Genomic DNA, 23,253 nt, shown 5'->3' with positions numbered 1-23,253 from the left:
TCTCCCCAAAGTACTCCTACGCTTCGCCCGCTCGGCCCCCCGCGCGCAGTTCCCCGGCGACCCGGGCGCCGATCTCGCGGACCACCGCGGCGAACAGTTCGACGTCGCCCGCGACGGTGCGCCAGTTCACGATCGCCGGGCGCAGCGCGACCTTTCCCCGGTGGATCGTGGTGCCGGCGTATACCCGGCCGTCCTCGATGAGTTCGGTGCCCAGGCGGCGGTTCAGCTCGTCCAGTTCGGTCTCGGTGAACGGCTCGGGCGGGCGGTAGCGGAAGCACACCACACACAGCGTGACCGGGGCGAGCAGTTCCAGATCGGGTGCCTGTTCGACCAACGCGCCCAGGTGGACGGCCAGATCGTGGTGCCGTTCGACCATCGCCCGGTAACCGGCTCGCCCGTAGGCGCGCAGGGTGGCCCAGATCGGCAACGCGCGGGCCCGGCGCGAGGATTCCGGGCCGAGGTGGTTGTAGTTGAGGTGCGTGTCGCCGGCCCCGGGCAGGTAGGGGGCGTTCGAGGCGCCGAACGTCCTGCCCAACAGGTCGGCGTCGCGGACGAAGGCGAAGCCGCTCTCGTAGGGCACGTTGAGCCACTTGTGCCCGTCGGCGGCCACCGAGTGGGCCCGTTCGACGCCGCGCACCAGGTGGCTCAGCCGGGGTGTGACGCCGGCGAACAGGCCGAAGGCGCCGTCCACGTGCAGCCACGCGCCGTACCGTTCGGCCAGGTCGGCGAGCGCGTCGATCGGGTCGAAGTCGCCGGTGTCGACCTCGCCGGCGGAGGCGATCAGTACGGCGGGCCCGTCGATCTCGATCAGCGCGCGTTCGATCGCGGCGAGGTCCACCCGGCCGGCATCGTCGCGGGTGTGCACGCGCAGGGTGTCCCGGCCGCAGCCGAGTATCTGGAGCGCCTTGCGGTTGCTGGGATGGACGTAGCCGCCGGTCAGCACCGGCATGGTCGGCAATCCGGCGAGGCCGTCGACGGTGACGTCCACGCCGTGCGCGGCGGCCCACCAGTTTCGGGCGCAGGCGAGCGCGGTGAGGTTGGCGAAGGTGGCGCTGGGGGTGAGTACGCCGCCGTACGAATCGGGCAGCGCGAACAGGTCCTTGAGCCAGCCCAGTACCACCGTCTCGGCCTCGGCGGCCAGCGGCGACGCCACCCACAGGCCCGCGGGCTGGTCGAGCAGCCCGGTGATCCAGTCGCCGGCCTGCGCGGCGGGGGTGGCGCCGCCGACGATGAAGTGGAAGAACCGGGGTCCGGACGACTGGACCGCGGCGCGGGTGCCGATGTCGAGCAGTTCCTCGACGCCGGCCAGCGTGCCGGCGCCGTGCTCGGGCAGTGGACCGCCGAGCCGGTCGAAGAGCACGTCGGCGGCCGGGTCGCGAACCGGCAGGTCGGGAAGCGCCTCCAGGTAGGCTCCGGCGGCCTTGGCCACCAGGTCGAGAGCGGGCCGGGCGAGGTCGCGTTCGTGCAGTGGGTCAGCCATCCTCGCAGGGGACCACGGCGCCCCGGCTCGCGTCGAGTATTTCCTTGCTGGACAAGGCTGTTGACGGATCATCAGGGTCGCGCACGCGTGCCTGTGGGAGAGCCGGGGGAAAGATCCCCTGCGGGGGTCGGACAACCTCGTCCCGAACTGGAGGAAGTGTGGCGACCGAGATCGAACTGACCCATCACCGGGGCGGCGACCTCGACGAGATCCGGCAGGTGCTGCTCGACGTCTATGCCGAGGTGTACGCGGACGAACTGGATCGGCCCTTCCAGTCGGTGGCCGGCTTCGGTGCGCGGCTGGCCGCGTACGCCCTCGCGCCGGGCTTCGAGTGTGTGGTCGGGTGGAGTCGGGACATCGCGGTCGGCTACGCGTTCGGGTACACCCTGCAACCCGGCGCGCGCTGGTGGATCGGGCTGACCGAGCCGGTGCCGGCGGTGGACATCGAGGAGGACGGGCACCGTACCTTCGCGCTCAACGAGCTGATGGTCCGCGAGCCGTGGCGCGGCTCGGGGGCGGCCCGGGTGATTCACGACCGCCTGCTGTCCGTCCGCACCGAACAGCGGGTGACCCTGCTGGTCGACCCGACCCACCCGAGGGTGCTGGCCCTGTACGAACGTTGGGGCTACCGAGTCCTGTCCGACCTGCGCCCGGCCTGGCCGGACGCACCGCTGCTCACGGCGATGTTGCTGGACCGAATCTGACCGGCCGCCGGGCCGGCCCGGCGCAACCCGACGAACCCGAGGAAAGCGAGTCACCGACGATGGACCAGGACCCGGACACCCGACTCCTCGGCACCGACCGCCGCGGTGTCCTCACCACTCTCAAGCGCGACGGTCGCCCACAACTCTCCCCCGTCTCCTACCTGTGGGAGCCCGAGCAGCGGCTGATCCGGATCTCCGCCACCTACGACCGCGCCAAGACCCGCAATCTGCGCCGCGACCCGCGCGCGAGCTTCCTGGTCACCGCGCCGGAATACGCCGCGTATCTGGTCGCCGAGGGCCGCGCCGAGGTCGGCCCGCCGTGCCTGTCCCCCGACGACCCGATCGCCGACGAACTGGTCGAGGTCTATCGCCGGATCGTCGGCGAACACCCGGACTGGGCGGAATACCGCGCCGTGATGGCCGAGGAACGCCGCGTGGTCATCCGGATCACCGTCGAGCGCACCTACGGCTGGTCGCGGAGCTGAGCACGCGGCCTACGGGCCGGGGCGGGTCGTCAAGCCCCGGACCCGCGCCGTGGCCGTGTGTGACGGCGGCCGGGCGGGCCGGCGGGAATTGGTCCAGGTGTCGGCACGACGTAGAGTTTCGCCGGGGTTTTGTGGCACGAGCGAGCACAGGAAACGGCGCGGCGATGACAGCGAGTAGCGAAGTTCAGGCGGATACGAGCGTGGCGGAGGGGATCGATCCCGCGCGTATGGAGTTGTGCCTGAGCGTGCTCGCCGAGGTCGAGAGCCTGGACGTCGAGCACCCGGACGCGATCCGCATCCGCCGGGCCACGGCCGGCATCTACAAGAGCGTCAAGGAGCGCCGGCGCAAGGAGCGGCGGGACCGGGTGCTCGCCAACGACGAGGCGGTCACCGCCGCGACCGCGACCGGCGCGCCCGGCCGGATCGACGACGAGACCCTCGGCATCGCGTTGACCACGGTCACCACCACCGAGATCGCCGGTGTCCTGGAACGCGCGCGGGCCTGCTACATCTGCAAGAAGCGCTATCGCGAGGTGGACGCGTTCTACCACCAGCTGTGTCCGGAGTGTGCCGCCGACAACCGGGCCCGTCGCGACCAGCGCACCGACCTGACCGGGCGCCGTGCACTGCTCACCGGCGGCCGGGCCAAGATCGGCATGTACATCGCGCTGCGGCTGCTGCGCGACGGCGCGCACACCACGATCACCACCCGCTTCCCCAACGACGCGATCCGCCGGTTCGCCGCGATGCCGGACAGCGCGGACTGGCTGCACCGGCTCAAGATCGCCGGGATAGACCTGCGCGACCCGGCGCAGGTGGTCGCGCTGGCCGACTCGGTGGCCGAGGCCGGGCCGCTGGACATCCTGATCAACAACGCCGCGCAGACCGTGCGCCGGACCCCGCAGGCATACGCGGCGCTCGCCGCCGCCGAGGCCGCTCCGCTGCCCGCCGGCGAGCTGCCGGAGATGGTGTCGTTCGGCCACATCGGCGGCAGCGGTCACGTCCTGCTGCCCGGCCAGTCCCGTGGCGACGACCAGGCGCTGACCCCGCAGGCGCTCACCGCGCTCGCGCTGACCAGCGGCTCGGCCTCGCCCGCCCGGATCGAGACCGGCACCGCGATCGACGCGGGCGGCCTGGTCCCCGACCTGGACCCGGTCAACAGCTGGACCCAGCGGGTGCACGAGGTGGATCCGGTCGAGCTGCTCGAGGTGCAACTGTGCAACGTGACCGCGCCGTTCGTCCTGGTCAGCCGGCTGCGTCCGGCACTGGCCGCGGCCAAGGCGCGGCGTAAGTACGTGGTCAACGTGTCCGCGATGGAGGGCCAGTTCGGCCGCGGTTACAAGGGTCCCGGCCACCCGCACACCAACATGGCCAAGGCCGCGCTGAACATGCTCACCCGGACCAGCGCCGAGGAGATGTTGTCCGACGGCATCCTGATGACCGCCGTGGACACCGGCTGGATCACCGACGAGCGCCCGCACCCGCAGAAGATGCGGCTCGCCGACGAGGGCTTCCACGCACCGCTCGACCTGGTCGACGGCGCGGCCCGGGTCTACGACCCGATCGTGCGCGGCGAGGCCGGCGAGGATCTGTACGGCTGCTTCCTCAAGGACTACGCACCGGCCGCCTGGTAGGCCCGCGCGGCCGAGCGGCCGGCGACCACCCGCTTCGGCCCCGGCGAGGGACGCTCGCCGGGGCCGAAGCGGGTGGTCGGCGCCCGGGCAAAAAACCTGCGGCGCCGTTGAACCCTCTTCGGTCCCTCCCCCGTACTGCTGGATGTCGACGCGGCATCGACCGGGACCCGTACCGGTCGATCGGGATCGGACCCGACAACCGTCCCCCGTAGCGCGGTGCGACCAATCCCATGAACTTTCCGGGGGTTCACCATGTCTGTCCTCAGCACGCGCACTGTCGTCGCGGTCGCCATGGCCGGCACGCTCGGACTGGGCCTGGCCGCCTGTGGCGGCAGCTCCAAGAGCAGCAACAACACGCCGTCGCCGCCCGCGACCGGGCAGCCGGCCCAGCCCGCGCCGGGCACCCCCGGTACGCCCGGTCCGAGTGCGAACGGCACGGCGGGCAAGGCCGTGCTGAAGACCCGCACCGACGCCAGGCTCGGCCTGATCGTGACCGACGGCAACGGCTTCACGCTGTACCGCTTCGACCAGGACACCGCCAATCCGCCCAAGTCGAACTGCTACGCCGAGTGCGCCGTGGCCTGGCCCGCGGAGACCACCACCGGCGGCGTCACGCTCAACGGCATCAGCCAGTCCGCCGTCGGCACCGTCGGCCGCACCGACGGCAGCACCCAGGTCACCATCGCCGGTTGGCCGGTGTACCGCTTCGCGGCCGACGCCAAGCCCGGCGACACCAACGGGCAGGGTGTGGCGGGCACATGGTTCGCGGTGACCCCCGACGGTACGAAGGCCAGTGTGACCACGGTCCCGGCGCCGCAGACCACCAAGCCGCCGACCACGAGCGGCGGCGGGTACGGCTACTGATCGACGCTCTCGGCAACCCTGCTTCGAGCACCAACCAGCAACCGTCGCAGGCCACTTGCCCCACCCGGTCCGGACCGGGTCACGCCGGCAGGGCGACGACCATCTTCCCGGTGTTCTCCCCGCGCAGCATGCCGAGCAGCGCGGACAGGTTGTTCTCGATCCCCTCCACCACCGTCTCGCGGTATTGCAGGCTGCCGTCGCGCAACCAGCCGCCGACCTCGGCGAGGAACTCGTCGCGCCGGTCGAAGTAGTCGAGCACCAGGAAGCCCTGGAGGCGCAGCCGCTTGCCGACCGACAGCGCCAGGTTGCGCGGCGCGGGGGTCGGCTCGGTGGCGTTGTACTGCGCGATCGCACCGCACATGGCGACCCGACCGTGCGTGTGCAGCGCGCCGATCGCCGCTTCCAGGTGCTCTCCGCCGACGTTGTCGAAGTAGACGTCGATGCCCTCGGGCGCGGCCTTGGCGAGTTGCTCGGCGACCGGCCCGTCCTTGTAGTTGAACGCGGCGTCGAAGCCGTACTCGTGCACCAGCAGGTCGACCTTCGCCGCCGAGCCCGCGCTGCCGATCACCCGCGAGGCGCCCTTGAGTCGGGCGATCTGGCCGACCTGGCTGCCCACCGCGCCGGCCGCGCCGGAGACGAACACCGCGTCGCCCGGCCGGAACGAGGCCGCGTCGAGCAGGCCCGCCCACGCGGTCAGGCCGGGCATCCCGAGTACGCCCAAGTAGGCGGACAGCGGCGCGAGTTCGGGGTCCACCCGGACCGCGCCCGCACCCCGGCCGTCGACCACCGAGTACTCGCGCCAGCCGAGCCAGTGCTGCACGCTGTCCCCGACCGCGAAGTCCGGCGACTGGGACGCCACGACCCGGCCCACCGCGCCGCCGAGCATCGGCTCGTTCAGCCGGAACGGCGGGGAGTACGACTTGACGTCGTTCATCCGGCCGCGCATCGCCGGGTCGACCGACAGGAACCGGTTGCGGACCAGGATCTGCCCGTCGGCGAGTTCCGGGATCTCGACCTCGCGCAGCGCGAAGTCCTCCTCCTTCGGCCAGCCCTTGGGACGGGCCAGGATGTGCCATTCGCGGCTGGTGGTGGGGGTGCTCATCTGGAGTGGCCCTTCTCGACTGGCGGACGTGGTGCGGGCGGGACGGTCAGGCGTCCACGGGCTGCTGCGGCTCGGGCGAGGCCTGCTGCGGCGGCGCCGAGACGGCGACCGGTTCGGCCCTTGCGGGTACCCGCTTGAGGCCGAGCAACGCCACCCCGACGACCAGTACCAGCATCACGCCGGCGATCACGAAGCTGAGCGTGAATTGGCTCTCGGCCGGGATCGGCGGGAGGCCGGGCGGCAGCCCGGCGACCGTCTTGGAGGCGAGCAGCGAGGTGATCACCGCGCTGGCGATCGAGCTGCCGACGCTGCGCGAGATCGAGTTGATCCCGTTGGCGATGCCGGTCTGGTGGTGCGGCACGTTGGCCACGATCAGCGCGGGCATCGCCGCGTAGCCGAACGAGATGGCGATACCGGTGAGCATGCCCGCGAGGATCACCGACGCGGACGCGCCGTGCCCGAAGGCCAGCCAGGCGAAGCCCGCCACGCCGACCGCGGCGCCGATCGCCAGCGTCACCCGGGCACCGATCCGGCCCACCAGCAGGCCGCCGAGCGGCGCGGCGAGCAGCGAGATCAGCGCGCCCGGGAGCAGGTATTCGACGGAGGCCCGCAGTACGGACGCGGTGAAGCCGTACCCGGCCACCCGCTCGGGCATCTGGACGAGGTAGGAGATGCCGATGAACTGGCTGAACGAGGCAAAGCCGACGAACAGGCCGGCCAGGTTGGTCAGCAGGACCGGGCGGTGCACGAACATCCCCAGGTCCACCAGCGGATCGGCGACCCGGCGCTCGACCCGGACCCATACGAACGCCATCACGACCGCGCCGACGAAGGCGCCGATGGTCCGGCCGGACGCCCAGCCCCATTCGTGGCCCTGCGAGATGCCCAGGAGGAGCAGTACCAGGAACAACCCGAGCGTGGCCGCGCCCAGCAGGTCGATCCGACCGCCCGTCTTGCTCCGGCTCGCCGGGACCCGGACCAGTACCGCGAGCAGCGCGACGGCGGACAGGATCCCGGAGAACCAGAAGACCAGGTGGTAGTCCGGGTCGTCGCCCTTGGTGAGCAGCCCGGTGGCCACCAGGGAGAGGCCGCTGCCGAACGCGAGTGTGCCGCTGATCAGCGCCATCGCGCCGGGCAACTTCTCCATCGGCAGTTCCTCGCGGATGATCGACAGCGCGAGCGGGAAGATCGCGGTCGCCGCGCCCTGCAGCACCCGGCCCAGGATCAGCAGCGGCAACGATGAGGTCAGCGCGGCGAGCACGGAGCCGGCGATCATCACGATCAGCACGCCGACCAGGGTCGGCTTCTTGCCGTGCTGGTCGCCGAAGCGGCCGAGCAGCGGGGTGAACACGGCCGCGGACAGCAGTGTCGCGGTGGTCACCCAGCCGACGCCGGCGGGCGTGGTGCCCAGCTCCTGCTGGAGCAGCCCGAGGATCGGGATGACCTGGGTCTGCGCCATCGCGACGACCATGGCGGCCAGGCCGAGCGCGAGGATCAGCGGGGCACCGGATCGTCGCTGTTCGGTGGCGGTGGCCGCGCCGGGCGGGGTGGGGCTCACGGAGGTGCGCTTCCCTTCGAGTCGGGGGTGAAGCTTGGTGGCGTCGATGGTTGAAGCCTTCAAGCAATAGGCCAGACCGTAGACACTCGGAAATTACTACGTCAAGTTCAAAGGTTGAAGTCTTCAACCTTTTTGCGTTAACTTGGCTGCATGAGCGACACCACCACCACCTCGCCGAGCACGGCCGAGATCATGGACGCCATGGCGGCCATCGGCACCGCCTACTTCCACGACTTCGCCGCGGTGGTCACCCGCCACGGACTCACCTCGGTCCAGGCCAAGACGCTCTCCCTGCTGCGCCGGCCGCTGCCGATGCGCGGCCTCGCCGACCGGCTGGTGTGCGATGCCTCCAACGTCACCGGCATCGTGGACCGGCTCGAATCGCGCGGCCTGGTCCGGCGCGAGGCCGACCCCACCGACCGCCGGATCAAGAACGTGGTCGCCACCGAGGAGGGCCATGCCACGATCCGCCGGATCCGGGCCGAGATGCACACCACGCGCGCCGCGCTGGACGGGCTGAGCACCGAGGAACGCGCCGCGCTCTTCGGCCTGCTGGCGCGACTGCGCCCGGCGATGGAGAACCCGCAGATCTGACCGGCCTGCGGCGTCGCCCGGGGAAATCGGTTTGCCCGACGTGCGGCCGGCGGGCACGCTCGCCGGGTGACCGACTTTCCCGAGGCCGAGACCGAGGCCGCGTACGACACGATCGACCGCGAACGGTTGTGGCCCGCCGTGCTGGAACTGTGCGCGCACCTGGGCCTGCCCGAGGCCGCCGTGACGGCCTTCGAGCGGGGCTCGCTGCCGGTCTACGCGGTCGGCGACCGACATGTGCTCAAGCTCTACCCGCCGGTGTATCGCGGCGAGTCGGCCATCGAGCGCCGCGTGCTCGACGCGCTGCACGGCCGGCTGCCGGTGCCCACGCCGGGAGTTCGGGCCGACGGGGTGCGGCAGGGTTGGGGCTATCTGCTGATGGATCGGCTGTCCGGGGAGGCGCTCCTGGACGCGTGGCCGGCCATCCCCGCCGAGCAGCGGGTCGCGCTGATGAGCCGGTTGGGGGCGATCCTGGCCGCGCTGCACGCGGTGCCCGCTCCCCCGCTCGAACCGGCCGACTGGGCCGACTTCGTGGCCGAGCGGCGGGCCGGCTGCGCGGCGCGGCAGCGCGAACTGGGCCTGGCCCGGTCCTGGGCGGACCAAATTCCGGGGTTCCTGGCCTCGGTCGAACTCCCGTCGTCCCCACGCGTGTTGCTGCACACCGAGTTCATGCCGGCACACATCCTGATCGAACCGGACCCGGACACCGGCGAGCCGACGCCCAGCGGGCTCTTCGACTTCGAACCGGCGCTGTCCGGGCCGCGCGAGTACGACCTGGTGGCCGTCGGCGTGTTCGTCACCCGGGGTGATCCGAAGCTGCTGCGCGCGTTCCTGACCGGCTACGGCTATCACCCGGACGAACTCGCCGCCCTGCCAAGGGTGGTGATGGCGTACACGCTGCTGCACGCGCAGGCCAACCTGCCCTGGTTCCGGCGCGAGTCGGCGGTACCGGACCCGGTGACCACGCTCGACGAGCTGGCCGAGCACTGGTTCGGCAGCGCATGACCTCGGATCCCGAGCCGGAGTCGCCCCTGCGCATCGTCCGGGTCCCGCTCGAACAGGGCGATCCCGCCTGGGTGTTCCCGACCGTGGCGGGCGCCGAGGCGGACGCCGTGCGGGCTCTGCTCGCCGAGGCCGACGCGCATCTGCGCGACCTCGGCGCGCGGCTCGGCGCGCCCGCCGCGCTGAGCTACCAGTGCCGACGCCTCGAGGATGTCGTCTTCGCGGGCCTCTTCGGCGTGCTCGAACTCCCGGACGGGGTCCAGTTCCTGGCCTACCTCCACACCCCGCACCGATGCGGCTGGGACCTGCGCTGGGGCCCGCCGTGGCTCGTCGCGGGCGAGATCGCCCGCGTCTGCCCACCGCCTGTCGACGACTGCGGCATCCATGTCATCGCCGATTGGGGCTCCCCCCACGACAGCCCGCTCGACGCGGCCGGGGCACTCGCCGACACCACCGACAAGCTTCGCGAACTGGGCCTGACCCGACCCCGATCCGACTGGTCGTCCGCCCGGTGCCCGGCCCCCGGTGGGCTCGACGATTAGTCCGACTCCCCGCCGCCCGGGGTCGGCACCGTCCCGCCGAGGGCGCGCCAGACCAGGGCCGCGGTGCGATACGGCCAGTTCGCCGGCACCGGCGCGCCGGCGAGTTCGCGGCCGTACCACGAGCCGGTACACATCGTGAGCGCGATCTCCAGGTCGGCGTCCGGCTCGATCCGGCCCTGTCGGCCTGCCGATTCGAGTAGCGCGAGCAGCCTGGCCCGGCGCGGGGCGATCACCCGGGCCCGGTAGCGGGCGCGCAGTTCGGGGTCGGTGGTGTCCTGCAGCATCGTGCCGACCAGGGACATCCGGCCGGGCTTGCTCACCCCGCGCCGGAAATCGGTCAGTTCGGCCACCAGCGCGCCGAACGGATCGTCGGCGGCCCGGTCGACCGGTTCCTCGTCGCCGAGTTCGGCCACGACCGCCGCGGCCAGTTCGGCCTTGCCCGGCCAGCGGCGATACAGCGCCTGCCGGGTGGTGCCCGCCTCCTGGGCGACCGCGGCGAGCGACATCGCGGCGTAGCCGTCCCGGGCCAGATGACGTCCCGCGACGGCCAGGATCCGGGCGTCGATCGCGGTGTCCCGAGCCCGTCCGGAACCGCGACTGGCACTTTCCATTTCAATACACTCCTGTATTGTATTGATCGGCACCGCACCGAGACAGGGGTAGCGAGCGTGATCTTCGTGTTCAACCGTCCCATCATCCCGTCGCGCCGTTGCACCGGCGGAACCGCATGACCGGCACGCCGACCCGGACCCGTCTGGAGTCGCTGCTGAGCCGGGCGCGCGCCCTCGACACCGTGCTGACCCGGCGGATGACCGACGCCGACACCACCGAACCGCTGCACGACACGGTGCTGCGGCCGCTGACCGAGGCGCTGGTCCGAGCCGGCGGCAGCGCCGACGCCGCGGCGCCGGCCGAACCACCCGCCGCCGACCGGGATCCGGCCGGGCTGGTCCGCGAACTGGCCACCGACGTCACCCGGTTGCGCGCCGAGGTCGACCCCCCACCGACGCCGAGTTCCGCGCCGCGTTCGTCGGCTACGTCGAATGGGGCTCGCGGATCGCGGTGGAGAACTCCCAGCCGGGCGCCCGACCACCCGCGCACATGCCGGTGCCGCGCTGGTGGTGGGTCTGCGGCGCCACCCCCGGCGCGCGGGTGTCCGCGCTCGCCCCGACCCCGACTGAAGAGAGCACCGAGATGCCCCTGCCCGCCGCGGACCAACCGATCGGCTTCGCCGCGCACATCAGGCCGCTGTTTCGGGAGATGGACCGCAAGTCGATGAGCTTCATGTTCGACCTGTGGTCGCACGACGACGTCAGCGCGCACGCGCCGGCCATCCTGGCCCGGCTGCGCCAGGGCACCATGCCGTGCGACGGCGCCTGGCCCGCCGACCGGGTCGACACGTTCGCCCGCTGGGTCGACGAGGGCGCTCCCGCGTAGCCCGCACCGAACGGCCGGCGGTCCGCGCCACGGGGGCCGACCGCCGGCATCCCACCTCCGCGCCGGCAACCCGCTCGGTTGCCGGGCGACTTCGGGTGTGTACCGGTTTCTCGACAGCCCCGGGGTCGCCAACCCAAACCACCGATCCCGGCAGTACTCTCGCCGAACGGGCGGACGTACGAATTCGGTGGCGCGGAGGCAGCGGGACGTGACATCCATACCAGCGGGGGACGCGGGCGAGGGTGACGAGAAGGCGTGGCGGTTGCCCCGGCTCGACGAGGTCGAGAGTCGGTTGCCGGCCCGGATCGACACGAGCGTCCCGCACACCGCCCGGATCTACGACTATCTGCTGGGTGGCAAGAACAATTTCGCGGTCGACCGTGCCACCGCCGATGCCATCGTCGCCGCGATCCCCGACCTGCCGGTCACCCTCCAGCTCAACCGGCTCTTCCTGCGCCGCGCCGTGCGCTACGCGGCGCGCCGGGGCATCCGCCAGTTCCTGGACATCGGCACCGGGATACCCACGTCGGGCAACACCCACGAGGTGGCGCACGAGATCACCCCGGACGCGCGGGTGGCCTACGTGGACAACGATCCCATCGTGCTGGTGCACGGGCGGGCGCTGATGGCCGACGCGGGACCCGGTCGAACCACCTTCACCCAGGCCGATCTACGCGCGCCGAAGGACATCCTGTCCGCACCCGAGGTGCTCGAGGTGATCGACTTCGGCGAGCCGGTCGCGCTGATGCTGGTCGCCATCCTGCACTTCATCCGGGACGACGAGAAGCCGCACGAGATCGTCGCCACGCTGCGCGACGCACTGCCGCCCGGCAGTATGTTGCTGCTCTCGCACGCGTCCTTCGACGCCAACCCGAGTCAGGGTCGCAAGGGCGCCGACGGCTGGAAGAACGCGTCGGCCGAGATGACCATGCGTGGATACGCCGACATCCTGGCCATGTTCGCCGGATTCGACGTGGTCGAGCCGGGTTTGCGCACCCACTGGAATCCGGACGCCGAGCCGACACACCCGCTCGACGACGTCGAGAACGTGTGGGGCTACGGCGCCGTCGGCATCAAGCGCTGACCTCGCACGGCCGAGGGTGGGGTCGCCGGCGGGGGTCCCTGCGCGCCGCGGATCCGCACCCGCGATACTTACCCGTCGGTTTCCCGGTCCGCAGGCAAGGAACATCGTGTACAGATCGCGTACGGCCGCCGCCGTCACGGCAGTTGCCCTGGGCTGGTCGGCCCTGACCGGTTGCGCCGGCCCCTCCGACGCGCTGAAGTCCAACCTGGACCGGGACGCGGGCGCGCTCGTGCGCGAGTCCGCCGGGTTGTTCCGGGGCGCCGACGACATCCGGATCGTCGGCGACCAGCTCGTCCTGTCGAGCAAGGGGGTCAACTACGACTCGACCAAGCGGGTCGACTACGACCTGTGCGTGCGGGGCGGGCGGGACTACCGGGGCACGTTCGACGTGTCCGGCCGCACCGCGGAGGCGATCCTGGTCGGCGACAAGTCCTACCTCAAGGGCAATGCCGGGTTCTGGGAGTGGGGCGGCACCGAAGGGTTGTCGCCCGCGACGACCACCCGGCCCCTGATCGACCGCTACGCGACGCGCGCCTACGACTCGACCGACCCGCTGCACACCCTCGGGTCGATCTTCGGCCCGTCGCTGGTCGGCTACCGCAAGGACGAGCCGGTCACCGTCGACGGACGCACCCTGATCCCGCTCGTGCACACCGGCGAGGACGAGAACGGCAACGGTGACGTGGGCACCCGCACGGTCTATGTGCAGGCGTACGGCAAGCCGTATCCCGTCAAGGTCACCACCCGGGGACGTCGCCCGCAGACCGCGAAACTGACCACGAGCGGGCACCCGTGCGCACCCGTCGCACCGCCGGCCGACACCGTCGTGGACTGGAAGCGCCCGCGCAAGTAGCGGCTCCGTACCCGCGCCTGCATCCGGCCCGTCGGGGTCGCCGACGGGCCGGACACGATGGGCTCACCGAGCTTGGGCCCGGTCCGTCGGGGTCACCGACGGGCCGGGCACGATGGGCTCGATCAGCCGGCTTCGCGGGCCTCCGCCGGGTGCAGCGACGGCTCGGGGGTGGTTTCGGCACGGCGCCCGACGATCGACTCGGCGATCTCGCCGCTGCGGATGGCCAGGTTCGACAGCAGCGACGAGGTCAACCCGTGGGTGTGCTCCGTACCGCCCTGGAGGTAGAGGCCGCAGCGCAGTTCCGGGGTGGTGACCAGCCGATAGTCGCGGGCCACCCGATGCCGCCCGGTCTCGTCCCGCAGGCAGTGCCGGTCCAACTCGCCGAGCAGGCCGGACGGTTCCATCGCCTCGTAGCCGGTGGCGAACACGATGGCGTCCACGTCCAGCTCCGGTGATTCGTCGTCGAGCAACGACACCAGTGACACGCGCGTCTCGTCGCCGGACCGCTTGACCTGGTCGACTCGGGTCAGGTTGAGGAAGTGCAACCGATTCAGGCCGCGCACCTCTTCGTCGTAGGAGCGCCGGTAGAGGTCGCGGATCACCTCGTCGTCGACCACCGAGTAGTTGGTGTTGCTGTGGTAGCGCCAGAACGCCTCGCGGGTCCGGTCCGTGCCGTAGTAGTAGGAGTCGACCGCACCCGGGTCGAACACCTGGTTCGCGAACGGCGTGTCGTCCGCGACGCAGTAGCCGTAGGACGGGATGACCGAGAAGACCTGGGCGTGCGGGAGTTCGTCGTGCAGGAACCGGGTGATCTCGGCCGCGCTCTGCCCGGCGCCGACCACCGCCACGGTGTTCAGTTCGGACCGGTTCATCCGGCCGTACTTCTCCAGGAACTCCGAGCTGTGCCAGACCCGTTCGTCGCTCTGCACACCCTTGGGCAGGCGCGGCACCAGTCCGGTGGAGATGGCCACGTTGCGCGTGTCGACCACCCTGGTCCCGGCACCGTCGCGAATCTCGAGGCGCAGATATTCGGCGGACCCGACCGTCGTCCCCGGGGGCAGCCCGATCGAGGTGACCTCGGACCCGTAGTGCACCCGGTCGGTGAAACTCGCCTGGGCCCATTCCAGGTACTGGTGGAACTCCTGCCGGGTCGGGAAGAAGTCCTGGTTGTTGACGAACTGCGTCAGCCGGCCCGATTCATGCAGGTAGGAAACGAAGCTGAACCGCGACCTCGGATTGCGGAAGGTGGCCAGATCCTTCATGAAGGAGATCTGCATCGTCGTGGTCGGCAGCAGCATGTTGCGATGCCAGCCGAAGGCCGGCTGCCGCTCGAAGAACACCGCGCCGAGCCCGTCCGGGGCGCTCGAATCCGCGCCCCGAATCTCGTCCAAGGCGATGGCGAGCGACAGATTGGAGGGCCCGAATCCGATGCCCACCACGTCGTAGATCCCACGTTCAAAAGTACCCATAGAAAACTCTCCCGCTAGCGTGGCGGCGACAGGGACTTCCGTATCTTCGACGGGTCGGTCACGGAAACCAAAAGGGACCCTGGTCGGGAATTCGGTGCCCCGTTTCTCTCGACCTGCCGTCCGCGAGAAACGCATTTCGGTATTGCGCCGGGAAGCACCGCAGCTTCAACTTAGAGGGGCCGGGCACACCTTTCAAGAGGCGCGCTCCGCATTGCAGCGGGATACGCCGTCCTGCCGACGGGACAGTGCGACACACTGCGAGCGCCGCGCCGCCAGGAGGGTTCCCGCGCGCACGACCGCCGGCTTCGCCGACCAGGCGCCGGGCCGGCACCGTTACCGAGAGGGTGAGTTCCGGATGTTCGTTCCCCCGCAGTATCGCGAGCCGGACGGTTCGTGGATGGTCGAGTTGATCCGTGGTAATCCGCTGGCGCTCCTGGTGCTGAACGGCAGTCCCGAGGACGGCCCTTTCGCCACGCACCTCCCGGTCATTCCCGATCCGCAGGCGAGCGCCGAATGGACCGACGACCTGGTCGGCGCCACGTTGTTGGGACACATGAACCGGGCGAATCCGCATTGGCGGGCGCTGACCGACGGCAACCCGGTCCTGCTCACCTTCACCGGACCGCACGCCTACGTTTCGCCGACCGTGTACGAGGTGACACCGGCCGCGCCGACCTGGAACTTCACCTCGGTGCACATCCGCGGCACGGTGGAGAAGATCGATTCGCTGGAGGAGACCCTGGGCGTGGTGCAGGCCACCGTGCGAGCCTTCGAGGGCGAGTTCGGCGCCGACTGGGACATGACCGAATCGATCGACTACTTTCGGCAGATCGTGCCCGGCGTGGGCGCGTTCCGAGTGCGGGTGACCGCGGCGGACGGCATGTTCAAGCTCAGCCAGGAGCAGCCGCTCGAGGTGCGCAACCGGGTGGCCCGTTCGTTCGACGGCCGTGAGTGCACCCGGCATCGGGAGACCGCCAAGCTGATGAGCCGACTGCCCTGACCGGGGCGAACGACCCGGCCGCAACGGCCCTCCCGGCTCGGGCCGGCCAACACCGACAGGGGCCCGCGCTCGGAGCAGAGCGCGGGCCCCCGGGTCGTGGGCGATACCTCAGTCACTCACGCCGGCAGGGTCCGGCACGTCTCCAGGACGCGCTCGGCGGCGTTGTCGAGCGTGGCGAGAACCCACTGTTCGAGATCGATCCCCGATTGTTCGGCGGCCTTGTGCCACCACTGGATACGATCGCCCGGGACTGCGAGGCGACGCGTCGCCTCGGTCTGGCGGTCGTCCCGAACCTCGTCGTCACGCGCCTCGCGAATGGCGTTGCGCAACTGCTTGGTGGTCCACTTCATCTGCTCGGCGCGGTCCAGCCACAGCTCCTGCTCGACCACCGGCAACGACGCCAGCTCGGCATGATGCTGAAAACTGAGTGCCGAGCGCCGACGATCGAACTCGAAACGGCGCGAGACCCACGCATAATTACGCAGGGTTTGGTAACTTAACCCGGCCGCGCGTATCCCTCGTTGGTACAGGTCCGTATAGTGGTCCTTCCCATATACCAGCCAGTCGCCGAGCCACCACGACGATGAGTCCAGAATTCCCGAGAGTTTACGCCCGGCCTGCTCCCAGTCCTCGAACGTCATATCCGCCGGTATTTGCAGGCCCACCTTGGTCGTGAGCAACCGGCCACCGTGCGGATGTTCCCCGAGGGCTCTTCGCGGCCGCGCCACCACCCCCGGACCCGAGCGGATCTGCGCTTCTCTCGTCGTTTCCTGACTTCTCGTTGGGTTCGCCACCATGCCTCCATGTGAGTGCACGCTCGAACAAGCGAAGGTTGCGCAGTGCGGTCGTCGCCGTTGCGCAGTTCGTTGCCACGGGGAGTACCACCACGGGGGTATGCCAGACATATCCGATCTGCATTCAGCCGACCACCGGCGTCACGCGTACCACCGGACCGACCGAGCGCTTGGTGATCACCCCCACCCGGGTGATCGGCGGCTCGGCCTCCGAAGGCATGCGACCGCGCCACGCGAACGTCGAGATCGCGCAGCCGGTTCCGGTCGACATGTGTACGAATGCGTGCATCAACGACTCGCCCCGTTCGCCTCTTTACAGTTCCCCGTTTGGCGTTCCGGCTGCCGGCTCCACACGTTGCCGGCACCTGAAGATCCACATACAAAGTGGTTCTCTTCGAGGGCCTACCCGAGTAGATCTCAGCAACTGCCGGAAATCAAGGAACTGGCCGCTGATAGTTCGTGACAGATTGTGTATACAACCGATCGGTATGCCGTCCGATCCATTCCGTTGCCGGCGGGAATGTATCGACCAACCGCATCGTTCGGCGAGCCGACCCCGAAATGGCGCGCATGCTGCGCGGATGCCGAGCGTGGCAGCGCCGGATGATCATCACCGAGATCTCACGAGGGCGAGCACTATATAGGTGCCAACCTCGCCCGGTTCGGTTACTCGCGCGTATTGACGCCGTCCTGACAACCTCGATAGCGAGGCGCCACCGGTTATTCCCCGCCCGGTCGCATCGGGAATGAACCCGGCGTTCCGGATCGCGCCACGGCCCCCGGCTCGGCCGACGAACCGCACCCGCCGAGTGGTCCGAATCCGGCCAGGCCGACACGCCCGGGCGGCCCGAATCATCCGGTGGTCACGAGATACGGGGTCGGGAGTGTGGGGCTGGGGGTGCGGGGTCGGGGGGCTGGGGGTGCGGGGTCGCGGGCGCGGGACGGCGGCGGGGCCGGGGGCGGCCGGGGGCGTTGGACCCGGGCGCGGGATCGGGGCGCGGGATCGGGGGGCACCGGGCCCGAGGGCGCGGGACCGGGAGGCACCGGACCGGGCGGCACCGGACCGGGCGGCACCGGACCGGGCGGCACCGGACCGGGCGGCGCGGAGCTTGCGGGGCTTGCGGGGCTCGGGGATCAGCTCGTCCGACCCGACACCGGACGGACCTCGGCACCGGACTCGGCGCCGGACTCCGGGCCGGACTCCGCGCCGAACTCCGTCCCGACACGGCCACGTTCCACCGGCGCCGGCGCGCCGGGCAGCGCGCGGACCAGCCGCGCGTCGACCGAGTGTCGTTCCTGGTCGGCGGCCCGAATGCGCCGCGCCCTGAGCCGGACGGGCGGGCGGAAGTCGATCCGGGCCGGCGCGTAGGGGTCCTCGGACGTCACGGAGGAGCCACTCGGGTATCCGTCGTCCGCGGGCACGTCGACCGCCGGCGCCGGCGCCGGCGCCGACCCCGACCCTGGCATCGGCATCGGCATCGACCCCGCCACCGCCCTCGCCCCCTCGCCTCCCGGCTCGCCCGTGAGCGTCACCACGAAGCCGGGCTCGACCCCACGCGACCGCAACTCCACGGGCCCCGTCGCCGGTTCGCGGGTGGTCTCGCCGACGGCGGCGGACCGTACGGCCGACCACCTCGACCGCGCCGCGAACCCCGGCGGCCCGACCAAACGTTCGACGACATCACGCGCCCGGTCACCCTCCGCCTCGGCTCCGACGGAGAGCTCGAACCTCGGGTTCTCGACGTACCGAGTGAGTTCCATGGCGCAATGCTCGCGACCCGCCGGCAACGGATGCAAGGCGTCGGACCCGCGGCAAAACATGCCGCGTCGATTCCCTCGAAATCCGCGATTATCGATCGGCCGCATCGAATGCCGGGAGTACTCGGGCAACACCACGAAGGCGCCCGGCTGTTGTCCCGTCGACGGGACCAATTCGGCCCGAACCTCGTGCTAGTTTCGATCGGCGGCGATCCCGCTCATTTCCGGCACGCCCGCATCATGGGCGCACACCGTGTTTCCTTCCGGTGGACCGGACACCCATACGTGCATTGATTTTCGCCCCGGACACAATCACGGAGAACAAGGGAATCAAGGTGTCACAGACAAACATCGAACGGACCTCGAACAGCAACCGCGTCGCCCGGCCACAGCGTTATCTGATGTGCCGACCGACCTACTTCGACGTCACCTACTCGATCAATCCGTGGATGGATCCGAGCATACCGACGTCGGTGGACACCGGTCTGGCCCAGTGGAAGCGCCTGTACGACACCTTCGTCGCACTGGGCCACGACGTGGCGTTGATCGAACCGGTGCCCGGGCTCCCGGACATGGTGTTCGCGGCGAACGGGGCGACCGTGGTGGGCGGCCGGGTGCTGGTCGCCCGGTTCCGCCATCGCCAGCGCGCCGACGAGGCCGCCGCCTACCTCGACTGGTTCCGCGCCGACGGGTGGTCCGAGGTCCGCCAGGCCGAGTACCTCAACGAGGGCGAGGGCGACTTCCTCTACGTGGGCGGTCAACTCCTGGCCGGCACCGGCTTTCGCAGCGATCTGCGCGGACACCACGAGGCGCGGGAGTACTTCGGCGTCCCGGTGCTCAGCCTGACCCTGGTCGACCCGAGGTTCTACCACCTCGACACCGCGCTCGCGGTACTGGGACCGGACGAGATCATGTACTACCCGGGGGCGTTCGACGAGGACAGCCGGCGACTGCTGGCCGAGCGCTTCCCGGACGCGATCCTGGCCGACGAGGCCACCGCCGCGGTCTTCGGGCTGAACGCCGTCTCGGACGGTCGCAACGTACTGCTGTCGGAGCAGGCCGTACGACTGGCCGGCGACCGGTTGCGCGAACGCGGCTACACACCGATGGGGATCGACCTGACCGAATTGCTCAAGGCCGGCGGCAACGCCAAGTGCTGCACGCTGGAATTGCGCGGCTGACCGAACCGCCGAGGGTGTCGGGCACACCGCCCGCCCGGGTCGAGTCCCGTCGACGGGACAGCCGGCCGGCGGCCCCGACACCACCGCATCTCGCTCGCCCGGTTGCCGCCGCCGGCACGAACCGGGAAAATATCCGGCCGAGTCCGCCGAGTCCGCCGACTCGATCGACTCGGCCGACTCGACCGCGCGTAGGCACCGACGCCCGGAATAGGGGCCACCCACCGCGACAGGCGCCGCGCACGGCCGAGGCGAATCGTTCATGCGCAAGCCGATCACCATGGACCCCCCGCCCCTGCTCTCGGCGCGGCCATGGTGCCGACCGTGCCAAAACCGGGCAATCGGGCCGCGCGAGTCCGAACCGAACAAACCGGCCGGCTCCGCCTAGGGTGTTGCCAGTTCCGGGGACGCGGACCACGCGCCCCATGGCTCTGGTCCACGGAGTGAGGAGGCCGGTCGGGGATGTCCGATGCGGACACACCGGGTTCGGGCCCGCCGGGCTCGGACCCGCCGGGCTCCGACGAGGAGACCAGGTTCGTCGCGATGCTCTACCGCGAGTACTCACGACCACTGCTCGCGGTGGTGTCCCGACTGAACGGCGGCGACCGCCAGCGGGCCGAGGACAGTGTGCAGGAGGTACTGGTCCGCGCCTGGCGCAATCGCGAGAAGCTCGACCCCGCCGCACCACTGCTCCCGTGGCTGGTCACCGTGGCCCGTCGGCTGGTCATCGACGAGCGGCGGGCCCGCGCCGCGCGACCGCCGGAGGTCGGCGACGCGCCCCTTGCCACGCTGCCCACCGGCGACGAGGTCGACCGGTTGTTGCGCTCCGTGGTGGTCGGCGACGCACTGGACGCCCTGTCCGAATCGCATCGGGAAATTTTGATCGAAACGTTCTTCCGCGACCGTACTGTCAATCAGGCGGCCGAAGTACTCGGCATCCCGACGGGTACGGCGAAGTCGCGCGTGTACTACGCGCTGCGCGCCCTGCGGGTCGTCCTGGAGGAGAGGGGGGTGTCGGCATGAGTGGCCGCCCCGAACACGCGGACATCGCCGCGTACGCCCTCGGCCTGTTGACCCCGGCGGACCGGGGCACGTTCGAGGAGCACCTGGCGACCTGCGACCGCTGCCTCGACGAGTTGGCCGGCTTCTCTGGCCTGGCCACGCTGTTGACCGAGCTGCGGGACGAGAGGGTGTACGCACTTCCGGCGCCGGTCGAAGGCAGGGAACCCTCGGGGCCGTCGGGGCCGTCGGTGGTGACGGCGCTGCCGTTGCCGGCCGCCGGGCCGGTCCCGGTCGACGTACCCGCCGCGGGTCCGCCCGCCCGGCGCAGGCTGTCCGGGCTCGTGGCAGCGTGCGTCGCGATCCTGGTGATCGGCCTGGGCGCGGGCGTACTCACCGGGCGGACCTGGTTCCGGCCCGACTCGGCCACATCGGCGCAGAGCGTACCGGTCGACCCGATCGCGGCACTCGCCAGGAACGGCGAGGTGGTCACCGCGACCGGCGCGAACAACGGCGCCACCGCGCGGATCGCCCTGGCGAGCCAGGCGTGGGGCACCGACGTCGCACTCGAACTGACGAACGTACACGGCCCGTTGAAGTGTGCGCTGGTCGCGGTGGACAAGAGCGGCAACGAACAGCGGCTCGCGACCTGGACGGTGCCGGACAGTGGCTACGGCGTACCGGGTTCGGCCGCACCGCTGGTGGTGCGGACCGGCACCTGGACGGCCAGGGACCAGCTGGCCCGGTTCGAGGTACGCACCTCCGACGGCGGCACCTTGGTCGGCGTCCCGGTGTAGCCGTACGGATCGCGCGTACGGATCGCGCGTCGGTGCCTCGGGGCGAACGTCCCGAGGCACCCACGTCGTTGCGCACCGGCCAACGGAGCACCAACCAACCGACGAATTACGCGAAGCGCCCCTGAAGCAGCCAGACGCCGGGCGCGCCCGGGTCGGCGACCGGGTCGCCGAGCAGGCCCCAGAATCGTTCGACCACCGCGGCCCGGGGCACGTCGGCCACGTCCATCCCCTCCGGGAAGACCGAGCTGAGCACTTCGAGCACCTCGCCGATCCGCTTGCGGCGCATCCCGATCAGCCGGGTGATGTCGGGCAGTTGGGTCTTCCAGCGGCCCACCACGGCCTCGGCCAGCAGGGTCTCCAACTCCGGGCCCACGCCCGATACTTCGGCCAGGTCGCGCATCGACAGGCCGAGCGCCCGGACCAGGAACCCGGTGCGCTCCTCGTCGGCGCGCCACTTGTTCGCGCGTTCCATTCGGGTGTAGGAGATCTCCTTCATCCGTACCCGGTTGGCCAGTTCGGCGCGGGTCAGGCCGGCGGCGATCCGGTGGTCCTGGAGGTTCGTCGGTCGGGCGCCCATCAGTTGGCTCACGGGCACGACCAAGGACTTGGCGAGGGCGAGCAGTTCGGCTTCGTTCGGGCGTTCCGTACCGGCTTCCCACTGGGCCACGGTCGACGGCGGTACCCGCAGCTCGTACGAAGCCAATGTCGCGGCCACACGCTCGCAGGTTAGCGCCATCACCCCCCGGGCAGAGGCGGCTGCGGACGGCGAGAAAGCCGGTCGGACATCGAGGTCATTGGGGTCGGTCACGCGGCAAGCATAGAAAGCCCGAGCACCGTCGTGCCGCCGACGTCCGCGGGCCCCCGACGAGCGGCCCGCGAACCCGGTCGACACCGATCGGCAACCCGTCGTCAACCGATCGGCAACAGACCATCGACGGACCGTCGGCGGACCGTGGACGGGCCGTGGACGGGCCGTGGAGGGACCATCGATGGGCGATCAGTGAGCGATCGGTGGACAGTTGACGTCCGGTCAGCGACTCGGGCGCAGCTTCGTGACGTGTCGGGGCAGGGCCGGTGCGATCGACCACAACACCTCGGCCTCGACCTCCCCCGGGTTGGTCCACCCGTGTTCGAGCCGCGCGGAGAACGTGGTCGAGTCGCCCGCGCCCAGCCGGCGCACCGTGCCGTCGACGGTGAGTTCGAGGCTGCCGCGCACCATGTACGCGAACACCGTCTCGGCCTCCAGGGCGTACGCGCCGCCCGAGCCGCCACCGGGGCTGAGCACCGTGCGCATCACCTGAACGTGTGTCTCGTCCGCGGGGGTGAGCAGGAACTCCTCGATGCCGATGCCGCCCATTTCCAATGGCGCGCCGATGCCGCTGCGCACCACGTCCTGGTCGGGATAGTCGAACAGGGCCGCGATGCTCGTGCCGACCGCGTCGCAGATCCGCAGCAGGGTGGGCACCGACACCGACGCCTTGCCACGCTCGGCCAGACTCAGGAAGCCCTTGGTCACGCCTGCGGCGCCGGCCACCTGGACCAGGGTCAACCCCTGGGCCAGCCGGAGTTCGCGCAGGCGCGGGCCGACCCGGGACATCCGGCTGGAGGTGTCCCGGCCGACGGGATCGGCGGCCGACGCGGACGCGGACGCGGGCGTCGGGTCGGGTTCCGCTCGGCTCGGTTTGGCTTGGCGCGACGCTTCCCGGCTCGACTGCTCCCGGATCGACTCTTCCCGGCTCGGTTCCGCTCGGCTCGGTTCTGCTCGGCTGCTTGCTGGCACGCGCGCCACGGTACCCGTCCGCCCCCGCTTCCTCGCACCGTTCGCCGACCTTCGGGCGGTCCGTAAAGGTTCGGATTCACCGTGCTCGGGGGTCTTTACGCCACGAGTTTACTCCTGTAAAACCTTGACGAAAGTTTAGCGC

General features: G+C 70.7%; 24 protein-coding genes. 14 read left to right on the top strand and 10 right to left on the bottom strand.

The annotated features are described in order from the left end of the window. Positions 1-16: 16 nt before the first annotated feature. Positions 17-1,480, bottom strand: a complete 1,464-nt coding sequence (locus ABIA38_RS21300) for a pyridoxal phosphate-dependent decarboxylase family protein (RefSeq protein WP_424640312.1) — start codon at positions 1,478-1,480, stop codon at positions 17-19. A 158-nt stretch (positions 1,481-1,638) separates the two neighbouring features. Here ABIA38_RS21300 and ABIA38_RS21295 point away from each other — a divergent pair, with 158 nt between their 5' ends. The 4 genes from ABIA38_RS21295 to ABIA38_RS21280 all read left to right on the top strand — a co-directional run bounded on the left by ABIA38_RS21295 (position 1,639) and on the right by ABIA38_RS21280 (position 5,167). After that, positions 1,639-2,184: an N-acetyltransferase gene (locus ABIA38_RS21295; RefSeq protein ID WP_424640311.1), complete on the top strand. Its 546-nt coding sequence runs from the start codon at positions 1,639-1,641 to the stop codon at positions 2,182-2,184. Between the two features lie 59 nt (positions 2,185-2,243). Then, positions 2,244-2,669, top strand: a complete 426-nt coding sequence (locus tag ABIA38_RS21290; RefSeq protein WP_424640310.1) for a PPOX class F420-dependent oxidoreductase — start codon at positions 2,244-2,246, stop codon at positions 2,667-2,669. 164 nt (positions 2,670-2,833) lie between these two features. Next, a complete protein-coding gene (locus tag ABIA38_RS21285) occupies positions 2,834-4,303 on the top strand; it encodes an SDR family NAD(P)-dependent oxidoreductase (protein ID WP_424640309.1) in 1,470 nt (489 codons plus the stop codon). Positions 4,304-4,555: 252 nt separating this feature from the next. Further along, the gene (locus tag ABIA38_RS21280) at positions 4,556-5,167 is read left to right on the top strand and encodes a hypothetical protein (RefSeq protein WP_424640308.1); all 612 of its coding nucleotides are present in this window, start codon (positions 4,556-4,558) and stop codon (positions 5,165-5,167) included. Between the two features lie 79 nt (positions 5,168-5,246). Here ABIA38_RS21280 and ABIA38_RS21275 read toward each other — a convergent pair whose 3' ends face one another. Both ABIA38_RS21275 and ABIA38_RS21270 read right to left on the bottom strand, forming a co-directional pair. Beyond that, complete coding sequence (locus ABIA38_RS21275) at positions 5,247-6,269, bottom strand: NADP-dependent oxidoreductase (RefSeq protein WP_424640307.1); 1,023 nt, start codon at positions 6,267-6,269, stop codon at positions 5,247-5,249. A 46-nt stretch (positions 6,270-6,315) separates the two neighbouring features. Continuing rightward, positions 6,316-7,827, bottom strand: a complete 1,512-nt coding sequence (locus ABIA38_RS21270; protein ID WP_424640306.1) for an MFS transporter — start codon at positions 7,825-7,827, stop codon at positions 6,316-6,318. Between the two features lie 150 nt (positions 7,828-7,977). Here ABIA38_RS21270 and ABIA38_RS21265 point away from each other — a divergent pair, with 150 nt between their 5' ends. From ABIA38_RS21265 to ABIA38_RS21255, 3 genes are all read left to right on the top strand, one after another. Then, on the top strand, positions 7,978-8,421 hold the full coding sequence (locus ABIA38_RS21265) for a MarR family winged helix-turn-helix transcriptional regulator (protein ID WP_424640305.1): 444 nt from the start codon (positions 7,978-7,980) through the stop codon (positions 8,419-8,421). Between the two features lie 66 nt (positions 8,422-8,487). Continuing rightward, on the top strand, positions 8,488-9,423 hold the full coding sequence (locus ABIA38_RS21260; protein ID WP_424640304.1) for a phosphotransferase family protein: 936 nt from the start codon (positions 8,488-8,490) through the stop codon (positions 9,421-9,423). Further along, positions 9,420-9,962, top strand: a complete 543-nt coding sequence (locus ABIA38_RS21255; RefSeq protein WP_424640303.1) for a hypothetical protein — start codon at positions 9,420-9,422, stop codon at positions 9,960-9,962. The genes ABIA38_RS21260 and ABIA38_RS21255 overlap by 4 nt, the downstream gene beginning before the upstream one ends. On the opposite strand, the gene ABIA38_RS21250 is transcribed toward ABIA38_RS21255, so the two are convergent. Further along, on the bottom strand, positions 9,959-10,573 hold the full coding sequence (locus tag ABIA38_RS21250; protein WP_424640302.1) for a TetR/AcrR family transcriptional regulator: 615 nt from the start codon (positions 10,571-10,573) through the stop codon (positions 9,959-9,961). The two genes, ABIA38_RS21255 and ABIA38_RS21250, sit on opposite strands and share 4 nt — an antisense overlap. Positions 10,574-11,024: 451 nt before the next feature. Here ABIA38_RS21250 and ABIA38_RS21245 point away from each other — a divergent pair, with 451 nt between their 5' ends. The 3 genes from ABIA38_RS21245 to ABIA38_RS21235 all read left to right on the top strand — a co-directional run bounded on the left by ABIA38_RS21245 (position 11,025) and on the right by ABIA38_RS21235 (position 13,336). Then, complete coding sequence (locus ABIA38_RS21245; RefSeq protein ID WP_424640301.1) at positions 11,025-11,399, top strand: hypothetical protein; 375 nt, start codon at positions 11,025-11,027, stop codon at positions 11,397-11,399. A gap of 208 nt (positions 11,400-11,607) precedes the next feature. Then, positions 11,608-12,483 carry an SAM-dependent methyltransferase gene (locus ABIA38_RS21240; RefSeq protein WP_424640300.1) on the top strand — a complete coding sequence of 292 codons (876 nt, stop codon included), beginning with the start codon at positions 11,608-11,610 and terminating at the stop codon, positions 12,481-12,483. A gap of 106 nt (positions 12,484-12,589) precedes the next feature. Beyond that, positions 12,590-13,336 (top strand): hypothetical protein, encoded by a 747-nt coding sequence (locus ABIA38_RS21235; protein ID WP_424640299.1) that lies wholly within the window; start codon positions 12,590-12,592, stop codon positions 13,334-13,336. Positions 13,337-13,458: 122 nt separating this feature from the next. On the opposite strand, the gene ABIA38_RS21230 is transcribed toward ABIA38_RS21235, so the two are convergent. Continuing rightward, positions 13,459-14,805 (bottom strand): lysine N(6)-hydroxylase/L-ornithine N(5)-oxygenase family protein, encoded by a 1,347-nt coding sequence (locus ABIA38_RS21230; RefSeq protein WP_424640298.1) that lies wholly within the window; start codon positions 14,803-14,805, stop codon positions 13,459-13,461. 355 nt (positions 14,806-15,160) lie between these two features. On the opposite strand from ABIA38_RS21230, the gene ABIA38_RS21225 reads away from it, so the two are divergent. After that, the gene (locus ABIA38_RS21225) at positions 15,161-15,805 is read left to right on the top strand and encodes an FMN-binding negative transcriptional regulator (protein ID WP_424640297.1); all 645 of its coding nucleotides are present in this window, start codon (positions 15,161-15,163) and stop codon (positions 15,803-15,805) included. A 116-nt stretch (positions 15,806-15,921) separates the two neighbouring features. On the opposite strand, the gene ABIA38_RS21220 is transcribed toward ABIA38_RS21225, so the two are convergent. From ABIA38_RS21220 to ABIA38_RS21210, 3 genes are all read right to left on the bottom strand, one after another. Beyond that, the gene (locus tag ABIA38_RS21220) at positions 15,922-16,485 is read right to left on the bottom strand and encodes an LmbU family transcriptional regulator (protein WP_424640296.1); all 564 of its coding nucleotides are present in this window, start codon (positions 16,483-16,485) and stop codon (positions 15,922-15,924) included. A 238-nt stretch (positions 16,486-16,723) separates the two neighbouring features. Then, complete coding sequence (locus ABIA38_RS21215; RefSeq protein ID WP_424640295.1) at positions 16,724-16,870, bottom strand: hypothetical protein; 147 nt, start codon at positions 16,868-16,870, stop codon at positions 16,724-16,726. Positions 16,871-17,733: 863 nt separating this feature from the next. Continuing rightward, positions 17,734-18,360, bottom strand: a complete 627-nt coding sequence (locus ABIA38_RS21210; protein WP_424640294.1) for a hypothetical protein — start codon at positions 18,358-18,360, stop codon at positions 17,734-17,736. Between the two features lie 332 nt (positions 18,361-18,692). Here ABIA38_RS21210 and ddaH point away from each other — a divergent pair, with 332 nt between their 5' ends. The 3 genes from ddaH (at position 18,693) to ABIA38_RS21195 (ending at position 21,331) form a co-directional block, all read left to right on the top strand. Then, positions 18,693-19,538 carry a dimethylargininase gene (gene ddaH, locus ABIA38_RS21205; protein WP_424640293.1) on the top strand — a complete coding sequence of 282 codons (846 nt, stop codon included), beginning with the start codon at positions 18,693-18,695 and terminating at the stop codon, positions 19,536-19,538. 459 nt (positions 19,539-19,997) lie between these two features. Beyond that, positions 19,998-20,558, top strand: coding sequence for a sigma-70 family RNA polymerase sigma factor (locus ABIA38_RS21200; RefSeq protein WP_424640292.1), 561 nt, complete (start codon positions 19,998-20,000; stop codon positions 20,556-20,558). Continuing rightward, the gene (locus tag ABIA38_RS21195) at positions 20,555-21,331 is read left to right on the top strand and encodes an anti-sigma factor family protein (RefSeq protein ID WP_424640291.1); all 777 of its coding nucleotides are present in this window, start codon (positions 20,555-20,557) and stop codon (positions 21,329-21,331) included. The genes ABIA38_RS21200 and ABIA38_RS21195 overlap by 4 nt, the downstream gene beginning before the upstream one ends. 106 nt (positions 21,332-21,437) lie before the next feature. Here ABIA38_RS21195 and ABIA38_RS21190 read toward each other — a convergent pair whose 3' ends face one another. Next, complete coding sequence (locus tag ABIA38_RS21190) at positions 21,438-22,046, bottom strand: hypothetical protein (RefSeq protein WP_424640290.1); 609 nt, start codon at positions 22,044-22,046, stop codon at positions 21,438-21,440. A 315-nt stretch (positions 22,047-22,361) separates the two neighbouring features. Then, positions 22,362-23,111, bottom strand: a complete 750-nt coding sequence (locus tag ABIA38_RS21185; protein ID WP_424640289.1) for a helix-turn-helix domain-containing protein — start codon at positions 23,109-23,111, stop codon at positions 22,362-22,364. Between the last annotated feature and the right edge of the window lie 142 nt (positions 23,112-23,253).

It is taken from the genome of Embleya sp. AB8 (assembly GCF_049739465.1).
Lineage (GTDB): Bacteria > Actinomycetota > Actinomycetes > Streptomycetales > Streptomycetaceae > Embleya.
Note: the sequence above shows the minus strand (reverse complement) of the source record. Positions and strands in the feature narration are given on the sequence as shown.